General features: G+C 68.6%; 7 protein-coding genes. All 7 read right to left on the bottom strand.

All coding sequences use genetic code 11. The features are described from left to right. Positions 1-2,739, bottom strand: a 2,739-nt coding sequence (locus BMG07_RS37370) for a type VI secretion system Vgr family protein (protein ID WP_198088716.1), incomplete at its 3' end; no start/stop codon positions are given. Between the two features lie 62 nt (positions 2,740-2,801). Beyond that, positions 2,802-5,531 carry a type VI secretion system ATPase TssH gene (gene tssH / locus BMG07_RS37365; RefSeq protein ID WP_198088715.1) on the bottom strand — a complete coding sequence of 910 codons (2,730 nt, stop codon included), beginning with the start codon at positions 5,529-5,531 and terminating at the stop codon, positions 2,802-2,804. A 41-nt stretch (positions 5,532-5,572) separates the two neighbouring features. After that, positions 5,573-6,607 carry a type VI secretion system baseplate subunit TssG gene (tssG, locus tag BMG07_RS37360; protein ID WP_307867269.1) on the bottom strand — a complete coding sequence of 345 codons (1,035 nt, stop codon included), beginning with the start codon at positions 6,605-6,607 and terminating at the stop codon, positions 5,573-5,575. Beyond that, complete coding sequence (gene tssF / locus BMG07_RS37355; RefSeq protein ID WP_198088713.1) at positions 6,604-8,496, bottom strand: type VI secretion system baseplate subunit TssF; 1,893 nt, start codon at positions 8,494-8,496, stop codon at positions 6,604-6,606. The genes tssG and tssF overlap by 4 nt, the downstream gene beginning before the upstream one ends. Before the next feature lie 8 nt (positions 8,497-8,504). Continuing rightward, a complete protein-coding gene (gene tssE / locus BMG07_RS37350) occupies positions 8,505-9,020 on the bottom strand; it encodes a type VI secretion system baseplate subunit TssE (protein ID WP_198088712.1) in 516 nt (171 codons plus the stop codon). Next, positions 9,013-9,843, bottom strand: coding sequence for a type VI secretion system accessory protein TagJ (locus BMG07_RS37345; RefSeq protein ID WP_198088711.1), 831 nt, complete (start codon positions 9,841-9,843; stop codon positions 9,013-9,015). The genes tssE and BMG07_RS37345 overlap by 8 nt, the downstream gene beginning before the upstream one ends. Before the next feature lie 43 nt (positions 9,844-9,886). Beyond that, entirely contained in the window at positions 9,887-10,351 is a 465-nt protein-coding gene (locus BMG07_RS37340; protein ID WP_269759783.1) for a type VI secretion system tube protein Hcp, read from the bottom strand. Between the last annotated feature and the right edge of the window lie 203 nt (positions 10,352-10,554).

Raw genomic sequence — 10,554 nt, 5'->3', positions numbered from 1 at the left:
GGCCCCGGTGCCCGCGCCGATGGCGGTGTCGGTGCCGTAGTGCGAACCGGCCAGCGCGCGGCCCTGCTCCAGCCGCGCGTCGGCCACCGCGGCCATGCGCTGCAGCCGGCCCTTGAGCCCCGGCACCGACGAGACCGACGGGTCTTCGGCGGCGTCGCGCAGTTGCTGGGCCGCGTCCTCGTACTGCTTGAAGGTGGCTTTGACGCCGGCCCGCCCGGTATAGATGCCCCAGATCGCGCTAACCGCCGAGAAGGCGCCCGCCACCTTGTCGACGCGGGGCGTGGCGCCGCTGCCGCCCCCGCCGCCGCCCGCCTTGAGGATGTGGAACGGCGCCTCCTTCAGGTCGCCGTTCTTGCGCTCGACCCCGATGGCCGCCACCGAGATCAGCTGGATGGCCACCGTGTTCTCGATCTGCATGCCCAGGAAGTTGCTCATGGCCAGGCCGATGGCGTTGTCGGTGCTCATGCCCAGGAAGGTGGACTGCGCCATGCCCAGGTTGGCCTCGGTGTTGTTGCCGATGTAGCCGCTGGTGTTGGCCCCCAGCACGGTGGTGTTGGAGCCCAGCGACGTCTGGTTGATGTCGCCGACCGCGATCAGGTTCAGGTGCGTGTTGCTCAGCAGGCTGTACTTCTGGAACGCCGCCGTGTAGGGGGCCGCGCCCCCGTCCCAGTTGATGGAGTTGGCCCCCGTCACCTTGAACTCGATGTGGCCGGCCTCGAAGGTCATGCGCGCGGCCTTCTGGCTCATGTTGCCGGTGACCGCGACCGTCTGGTTGCCGGTGACGAAGCGGTTCTCGTTGCCGCCGGTGACGTCGGTGCGCACGCCCTTGGCCTCGATCTTGTGGTTGCCCTTGACCAGCAGCGCGTGGTCGATGTCCACGTGGGTGGTCTGGTAGCCGACGATGTGGTTGTCCTGGTTCTTGCCGACCGTGAGCTTCTGGAACTGGTGGATGGTGGTGGTGTCGTTGTTCTCCACCTCGCTCTTGCGGTCGCGCACCACGGTCGAGCTCTGGTCGCGCTTGACGGTCACGGTCTGGTCGCGGTCCACCGTGGTCGCGTCGTCCAGTTCCACGCTGCGGCTCATGTTCCGCTCGGCGTGGATGTTGATGTTCTCCTCGCCCTTCTTGTCCTCGAACATGATCTCGTTGTAGTTCGCGGGACCGCCGCCGGGCGTGGAGCGGGTCTTGAAGCCGCTCTGCGTGGGCGACTTGTAGGGAATGGGCTGGTCGTCGTTGTAGACGCGGCCCACGATGATCGGGCGGTCGGGGTCACCGTTGAGAAAGTCGACGATCACCTCCTGGCCGATGCGCGGAATGAAGTACCCGCCCCAGCCCTTGCCGCTCCAGGGTTGCGACACGCGCACCCAGCAGGTCGACTTCTCGTTGCTCTCGTCGTAGCGGTCCCAGTGAAAGTGCACCTTCACGCGGCCGTGGTCGTCCACGTGCAGCTCGTCGCCCTTGGGGCCCACCACGATGGCGGTCTGCGGCCCCGGCATGGTGACGCGCGGCGTGAGGCGCGGCGCGCGAAACGGCCGCTCGGCCGGCATCACGGTGAGCAGGAAGGCGCTGGCGCCGGTCTGCCCCGCCGCGAGCGCGGGCGTGGCGGCGATCAGGTCTTCGAGCACCTGCAGGGTGTCGGCGTTCACGGCGTCGTCGCGCAGCACCTCGCCCAGCGCCGCCTGCACCGAGCGCGCGGCGGCGGCCCCCGCGTTGGCGCTCACGCCTTCGTAGCCGCGATGGCTCGCGACGAAGGTGCAGGCCGCGATGATGTAGTCGCCGTTGCGCGTGCCGTCGGGGTCGTCCTCGAACTTGAAACCGCGCCCGGCCGCCACGTCGGGCCACGGCGTGAGCGCCCAGTGGCGGTCGCGCCGCGCGTTGAGTTCGTCGCCGCGCAGCTTGGCGCGGCTCTCGCCGTCGTCGCCGGTGAAGTAGCCGCCCGGAAACTCGAACATCTCGAGCGTGGCCAGTTCGTGGTCGTCGGACGCGTCGATGTCGGCGCCGAGCTTTTTCTTGATGGCCTTGAAGTCGCTGTCGCGCGAGGCATGCTTGCCGGTGTCGAACTGCCGCCCGCTGACCCAGCGCGACACTTCGTTGAAGCGCGCCTCGGCGGCGTCGGTGGCCATGTGGCGCAGGGTGTCGTTGGCGGGCAGCTTGTCGTGCGCGATGTCGCTGGCGTCCGACAGGTGCATGGTGCCGGGAGCGTCGTGCGCGTCGAACCAGTAGTAGATGCCTTCGTCTTCGAGCAGTCTCGAGAGAAAGCCGTAGTCGCTTTCCTGGTGCTGAACGCAGTAGCGCCGGGGGTTGTGGGTGCCGATGACGTTGTCGGCCTTGGTCTTCTTGAAGCGCTTGATGGGGCTGTCCTCGAACACGGCGTCGAGCACGTCGAGCACTTTCTTGTCCTGCAGGATGCGCGAATTGCTGCGCTTGGTGAGCAGCCAGAACCAGGAGCGCAGGGCGATGCGGTATTCGTAGTGGCGGCCCACGTGGCCCGAGCGCACGAAGCGCACGGCGTGGCCCTGGCAGTGCCGCTCGTGCGTGCCGCCGTCCGCGTCCTGGAACACGATCACCACGTCGAATGCGCGGCCCAGGATGTCCTTGGCTTCGATGGCCTTGTTCTTCGACAACACGGTAAGTTCATAGGCCGACGGACGCGCCAGCGCTTCATGGCCGACGATGCGCCAGAACATCAGGTCGTCCTTGGCGGGGGAGTCGGTCTCTATGCGGAACTCGTTGTCGGCCATTGTTTGCTTCTCTTCTTGGAGGCGGCTATTCGGGGCGACGAACAGAAGGACGTTTCGTCATCTCAGTCGAAGGCATAAGTGAAGTCAGCGTCCTTCACGTCCAGCGCAACACGGCGGATCTCTCCGCCCGACGCCAGGCGTTGCAGGTACTCGACCGAAATCGTCGGCAGCACGGTGTTCGTCAGGATCGCGTCGATCACGCGGCCGCCCGACTCCGGGTCCTGGCAGCGGGCCACCACCTGGTCGACCACCGCGTCGCTGTAGTCGAAGGGCACGCCGTGGTTGGCTTCCACGCGCTTCTTGATGCGGCCCAGCTGCAGCCGCACGATCTTCTTCATCATGTCGGGCGACAGCGGGTAATAGGGAATGGTGACGATGCGGCCCAGCAGCGCGGGCGGGAACACCTTCATCAGCGGCGCCTTCAAAGCATCGGCCAGCGCGTTGGGGTCGGGCAGCAGCTCGGGGTCGCGGCACATGCTCATCACCAGCTCGCTGCCGGCGTTGGTCGTGAGCAGGATGATCGTGTTCTTGAAATCGATCATGCGGCCCTCGCCGTCTTCCATCCAGCCCTTGTCGAACACCTGGAAGAAGATCTCGTGCACGTCGGGGTGGGCCTTCTCGACCTCGTCGAGCAACACCACGCTGTAGGGGCGGCGGCGCACGGCCTCGGTCAGGATGCCGCCCTCGCCGTAGCCCACATAGCCCGGGGGCGCGCCCTTGAGCGTGGAGACGGTGTGCGCCTCCTGGAACTCGCTCATGTTGATGGTGATGATGTTCTGCTCGCCGCCGTACAGCGCCTCGGCCAGCGCGAGCGCGGTCTCGGTCTTGCCGACGCCGGAGGTGCCGCACAGCATGAACACGCCGATGGGTTTTTGCGGGTTGTCCAGCCGCGCGCGCGAGGTCTGGATGCGGCGCGCGATCATCTCCAGCCCGTGCTTCTGGCCGATGACGCGCTGGTTGAGCGTGTCGGCCAGCTTGAGCACGGCCTCGACCTCATTCTTGACCATGCGGCCGACGGGAATGCCGGTCCAGTCGGCGACGACCGAAGCCACGGCCTGCTCGTCGACCGACGGAAGAATGAGCGGGCTCTCGCCCTGCACCGCGTGGATCTTTGCCTGCAGCGCATGCAGTTCCTCAAGCAGCGCCGCGCGGTCTTCGCTCCCTCCCTCGCTGGCGGAGGGCTGGGGTGGTGGCACGACGGCCTTCGCATCGCCCTCGGCCGACGCCGCATCCACCGGCTTGTTCCCCGCCCGCAGCTTCGCGCGCAGTTCGAGCAGCCGATCGACCAGCCCTTTCTCTTCCTGCCAGCGCGCATTGAGTGCATCGAGCTGCACCTTCGATTCGGCCAGCAGCGCGGCCACCGCGGCCGCGCGCCTGGTCACGTCGATGCCGATGGCTTCCTCGCGGCCGATGATCTCCTGCTCGACCGTCAGGCCCTCGATGCGGCGCATGCAGTCTTCCACCTCGGGCGGCGTCGCGTGCTGCGACACGGCCACGCGCGCGCACGCGGTGTCGAGCAGGCTCACGGCCTTGTCGGGCAACTGGCGCGCGGGAATGTAGCGGTGGCTCAGCTTCACGGCCGCCTCGATGGCTTCGTCGAGCAGCTGCACGCGGTGGTGCTTCTCGAGCACGCTGGCCACGCCGCGCAGCATGAGGATGGCCTTGGTCTCGTCGGGCTCGGGCACCTGCACGACCTGGAAGCGCCGCGTGAGCGCCGGGTCTTTCTCGATGTACTTCTTGTACTCGGCCCAGGTGGTGGCGCCGATGGTGCGCAGGTTGCCGCGCGCCAGCGCGGGCTTGAGCAGGTTGGCGGCGTCGCCGGTGCCGGCCGCGCCGCCCGCGCCCACCAGCGTGTGGATCTCGTCGATGAAAAGAATGATGGGCGTGGGCGAGCTCTGCACCTCGTCGATCACCTGGCGCAGGCGCTGTTCGAACTCGCCCTTCATGCTCGCGCCGGCCTGCAGCAGGCCGATGTCGAGCGTGAGCAGCTTCACGTCCTTCAACTGCGGCGGCACGTCGCCGCGCGCCAGGCGCTGCGCAAAGCCCTCGACCACGGCCGTCTTGCCGACGCCGGCCTCGCCGGTGAGCAGCGGGTTGTTCTGGCGGCGGCGCATGAGGATGTCGACGATCTGGCGGATCTCTTCGTCGCGGCCCGTGACCGGGTCCATCTCGCCCTTCTTCGCCTTCTCGGTGAGGTCGACCGCGAACTTCTTCAGCGCGTCCCCCTTGCCCATGGCGGCCGGCGCCATCGCGCCCGCGTCTTCGCCCGGCGCGCCGCTTCCCATGCCGGTGCCGTCCTGCGCGCGCATCTGCGCCTCGGGCGAGGCGTCGCAGATCCTGGCGAAGTTGTCGGCCAGGTCCTCGACCTTGACCTTCTCGAACTGCTTGGACAAGCCGAACAGCGGGTTGCGCAGGCTCTGCGTCTTGAGCATGCCCACCAGCAGGTAGCCGGTGCGCACCTGCGCCTCGCCGAACTGCAGGGTGGCGTAGGTCCACGCGCGCTCGATGGCGTTTTCGATGTGCGGAGAAAAGTCGCTGATGGCGGTGGCGCCGCGCGGCAGGCGGTCGAGCGCGGTGGTCATGTCCTTGGCGATCACCGACACGTCCAGGCCGTAGTGCTGGATCACGCGGTGCAGGTCGGAGTCCTGCGCCTGCAGCAGCTGCGCGAACCAGTGCTCCAGCTCCACGTAGGGGTTGCCGCGCATCTTGCAGAACACGGTCGCGCCCTCGATGGCCTTGTAGGCCAGCGAATTGAGTTTGCCGAAAAGGGCGGTGCGGCTGATTTCACTCATGGAGGACTCCGTATCTGTGTTCTGAACGAATGACGATGGGTTTATTGAAAGACGCCCTGGCTGGCGATGCGCACGTCGGCCGCATCCCGCGAGCGCGCGCGCTCGCCGAGCCACGAGACCCAACCCAGGCGCGGGCCGTTGCCCCTGGCGTCGCCCAGGCGCGTGGGCGGCACCTGCTTTTTCTCGAGAACCAGCTCGGCGTCCCACTCGAGCTCGTCGCCCAGCAGCTGCTGCATCCAGCGCTGCAGCACGGGGCGCGCATTGCCCACCTCGGGAAGAGGCAGGAACATGCGGTACTGCGCGAACGTGAGCGGCCCGATGTGCAGGCGCACGCGGTGCTGGCGGTCCCACGCGCGGGTGCCGAGCATCGCGCCCATGCCCATCGAGCGCGAGCTCTCGCCCTGCCCCAGCCGCGTGAGTTCGCCGGCCGGCAGGCGCATCCAGTGGCCGACCCAGCGCTCCAGCGTCACGGGCACGCCGAAGTAGTGGCACAGCACCGACTCCACGCTCTCCACGTTGTGCACGCGGCGCGCGAGCCAGCCCGAGAAATGCAGCCGCGCGTCGTCATGGATTTCGTCGCGCCCCGTGCGCCCCGGCGTGCCGATGCCGACCAGCGCCCCCACCTGCAGGCGAAAGCGGTCTTCGCCCGGACGGTCGAGCGCCACGGCGGGCCGCGACTGCGCCCACGCGCGGTAGAAATGCAGCGAGAAGCGGTGCGAAAAGCTGTCGAGGAACGCGAGCCAGGTCGGGTCGCCATGGTTCAGGCTGCGCTCGCGGATGAAGTCGCTCAGGTGCACCGGCAACGGCCCGTTGGGGCCGATGTAGCCGAAGAACTGCTGGCGCAGGCGCGGCGGCGAATGCGCGGTGGCGGGCTCGAAGCGGCTGAAGCTCGCGGGCGCGAACGACAGCGACGGCTCCTGCCCCACGCGCACCGGCTCGGCGCCGGGCAGCAGCGCGCGGCCCCAGCGCGGCGTGGTGGCCGCGACCGACTCCAGCCGGCGCATCACCGCGAAATAGTCGAAAGCCCACGGCTTGGCCGACCACTCGCGCAGCGCGTTGTCGACACGGGTGCTCACAGAATCTGGCGCGTCCCGCACAGCGGCCTCCAGCGCATGGTCTCGCCCTTGCCCGCGATGCGCAGCACGGTCTCGACGAAATGGTTCACCTCGACATGGCGCGCGAGAAAGCGCGCGAGCACGGCGCCGAACAGGAACACGCTGTGGCCGTGGAAGGCGTCCTTGTCGACTTCGAGCGTCACCTCGAGCCCGCGCCCGAACGCGATCGGCCCCTTGAGCGGCAGGCGCCGCGCCACGGGCTTGCTCTTCACCGACAAGAGGCCGCGCACCTGCCCCTGGCGCATCTCGTCGGCATGCACCGCATAGAGCATCAGCGTTTCGCGCAGCGCGGCGGCGCCCTGCTCCGGCGTGCTGTCGGACAGCGACAGGTAGTTGAGCGCCAGGTGATCGACCACGCGCCAACCCAGCCCCTGGCTCACCACCGGCGACACCGGCCGCGAGGGCCCGCGCACCATGCGCACGCGCTGCACGGGGAAGGAGTCGACGCAGTCGAAGTCGTTGTCGCGGCCCAGCGGCATCAGCAGCGGCAGGTCGCGGTTGGTGCACAGCGCCGTCACCGCGAGCTGCCGCAGCGCGGCCGAGTACGGCGCCTGCTGCGGGTCGACGATCTGCATGTAGACCTCGGAGCCGATGTGGCTGCTGCGGTTGCCCTCGGTGCGCTGGCGCACCGACAGCATGCGCGGCTCGCGCGTGGTCGTGAAGTAGGCGGGGTGGCTGATCCGGCTGCCGTGAAAGGCCGAGTAGAACGGGCGAAACGGCTGCTCGGCCGCCGCCGCGTCGACCCCGGGCGCGCCATGGCCGATGACCTCGGTCACGGTGTGCACTTCGAAGTCCTGCGGGCGTGTGCGGTCGGGCACCAGGTGAAACTGGCTCACGCCTTCGGTCAGCGCCACGCGGTCCAGCCGCTTGGTGAACAGGTTGACGGCGGGCACGCAGTGCAGCTGCACGTTGTCGGCGCTCACGAGCTTTTCGAGTGCCGCGTCGCCGCGCGAGAACAGCAGCACGATCTCGACATCGGCCACGGGCATCGCGGCCAGCAGCGCCTTCAGGCCGCCGATGCGCGCGAACTGGAAGCGCTGCGGAAACGCGAAGTACTCCTGCAGCAGCCGGAAGCCCGAGAAGCCCGTGGCGGTGGCGGGCAGCAGCGCCTCGTCTTCCTCGAAGCCGACCGCGCCGATGGCACTGGCCGGCAGGCTCCGCGCCGTGCCCTGCAACGCACCGGCCGGCGACAGCGGCCGCACCAGCACGCCGACGGGCTGGCCCAGCGCGCATTCGTGCAGTTGCCAGGCCACGTCTTCCGCGCCGCCGAAATGCAGCACGAGCTCGTCGAGCGCGATCTGGTCGAAGTGGAGCCCGGCCGTCGCGTGCAGCGCAATGCGCAGGCCGCCGCGAATGGCGCGCGACTGCGGGTGCGTGTTCAGCGGCAGGTCGGGCGCGTAGGTGAAGTACTGCGCGCGCTGCACCTCGACGGGCCACACGCGCAGCGCGCTGGCCGTGCGGAACTCGCAGTGCGTGTTCTGCCCCACGGCCTGCCGCGCGCGCAGGCCGCTGCCGCGCGGCAAGGCCGGGCCGGTCGCAAGGTTGGCATCGTCGGGGTCGGGCACGAAGGACACGACCACCATCGCCGGCGTCGGCGCCAGGAAGTGCGGGTAGACGATGTCGAGCAGGTGGCCGGTGAAGCGCGGGTATTCGGCGTCGAGCTTCAGGCCCACGCGCGCCGACAGGAAAGCCGTGGCCTCGATGAGCCGCTCCACATACGGGTCGGCCACCTCCTGCCCCTCGATGCCCAGGCGGTGCGCGATCTTCGGGAACGCACGCGCGAACTCCGAGGCGCTTTCGCGGAAGTAGCGCAGCTCCTGTTCATACAGGCTCAGCAGCCGAGGGTCCATGGGCGGACTTACCTTGGGTTTTGCGCCATGTCCACGATCTCTATGCGGCCCTCTTCCAGGTCTACGCGGCTTCGCATCAGGAACTCCAGGGGCACCGGCTGCGCCCACAGCATGCCGCGTATCTGCAGGCCGATGCTGTTGTGGGAGTCCAGGGCGGGGCCTTCCATGACGAGTTCAACTTCGAGAGTGCGGGACAAAATGCGCGGCTCGAACTGCAGGATTGCGTTCTTCAAAGCCTGTTCCATGCTGACACGCTGCACCGACGAGGTGAACTGGCCAGACAGCATAGGCAATCCGTAATTGATGACCGAGCGCGCCACGTTGGGGTACTGCCTGTCGTCCATGGCAAGGCCGTGGCCCGTGGCATTGAAGAGCCAACCGAGGTCGCGCAGCACGGCCTGGCGCAGCGCCTGCTTGGTCAGCGTGCGCTTCTCGTCGCTCTCGCGTTTCTCGTCGGGCGCGTGGTCGACGAGGCGGTCCAGCAGAGAGGGTTGCAGGCGCTCCTGCGCGGTGAGTTCAGCCATCGGCGTTGCCCGGTTCTTCTTGCGATTCGGCTTGCGGCGTGAAGAGAATTTCGCGCACGTCCATCAGCGCGTACTCGCCCGCGTCGCTGCCCAGCACGCGCTGGCCGTGGCCGGCCCAGACCTCGGGGCGCAGCTCGCGCCACTCGGTCTTGCGCGCGAGAAGCAGTTCGCCGTCCGCGACTTTCTCGGTGCCTTCGTAGCGCGTGGGAATCAGCGCAAGGGTTTCGCCGCCGTTCTCGAACTGCAGGTGCGCGGGCATCCACACGCAGTCGCGCAGGTCTTCGGGCGGCTCGATCTTGATGTGCGCCAGGCGCGCGTACGGAATCCAGTAGTACTTGCCGTTGACGAAGGCCTCCAGCACCGGGCCCAGGCGCATGTCGGCATCGGCCAGCCACTCGAAGGGCGTGCCGTCGATGGTGCCGCCGATGGCGGGTGCGCCGTCGAAGGCGCGCTGGCGCAGGTCTTCGGCCAGCGCGGTTTCGCCGCGGCCCTGGCGCAGCAGCGACTCGATGAGCAGCGCCAGCCACGCGTCGGGCTGGCCGAAGATCATCGGCGTGCGCGCGCCCGCGAACACCTCGGCGCGCAGGCCCTCGCAGCGCACGGCGTCGCCGTAGACCTGCTTCATGGGCACGGCCAGCGCGTCGAGTTCGGCGGCCACGGTGAGCTGGTTGAGCGCGCGCTCCCACTGGCCGAGCACGCACAGCAGCTGCGCCATGAACACGCGGTGCTTGCTGTCGGCGGGCTTGGCGCGCACGTCGTCGGTCAGCGCCTTGAGGGCGGCGGCCGGGTCGGCGGCCTTGAGAAATTCGGCGGCGGTCGTCATGGGGTGCGGCTCCTTGGGGCGGATGAAACGGACGTGACCGCGCTCAGGCGCGGGTGAACTGGCATTCGCGCACCGCGCCGCGCGCGCCCGTGGTCTTCTGCGGCGCGGAGCGCACTTTCACCGTGCGGTAGCTGATGGAGATCAGCTCCGAAGGCTCGCCCCAGTGGCCGCCCGAGCTGAGCACCAGCCGGCAGATGCGTGCGTTCTCCAGCACCAGCTCGAAGGTCGATTGCGCGTCGGGCGAGCGCTGGTCGCCGCCGGCCTTGAACGCGCTGATGACGACCTTCAGGTCTTTCTCCTGCGCGCGCAGCAGGCTTGCAAGGGTGGCGGTGGCCGCGTCGCTGCGGCGCGCGACGATCAGGTTGTTGGGCACCACCTGGTTCTGCGCCGACGACTCGGGCACCTGCACCGACCAGTAGTAGCCGCCGATGCCCAGGCGCGCCTTGCCGTCGTCGAAGCTGCGGTCGAGCTCGCCCTCCACGGGCGAGCCCTTGTTCTCGATCATCATGACCAGGTCGGTGTCGGCCGAGCCGGTGCCGATCAGTTCGTAGACTGGCGGGCGTCTTCTGGGCTCCAGGAGCCGTCGTCTATGGATGCCATGTCACCTCCGGGTGCTGAAAAAAAGATGGAACCGCCGTCATGGCCGCGCCCCGCCGCCGGTGGCGTTGCCGCGCAGCAGCGCCGCGAACACCTGCCGCTCGCCGCTGCCGG

It is taken from the genome of Variovorax sp. E3, from assembly GCF_016082275.1.
In the GTDB taxonomy this organism is placed as follows: Bacteria; Pseudomonadota; Gammaproteobacteria; order Burkholderiales; family Burkholderiaceae_C; genus Variovorax.
The sequence above is the reverse complement of the archived record's forward strand: the minus strand, read 5'-3'. Positions and strand labels throughout refer to the sequence as shown.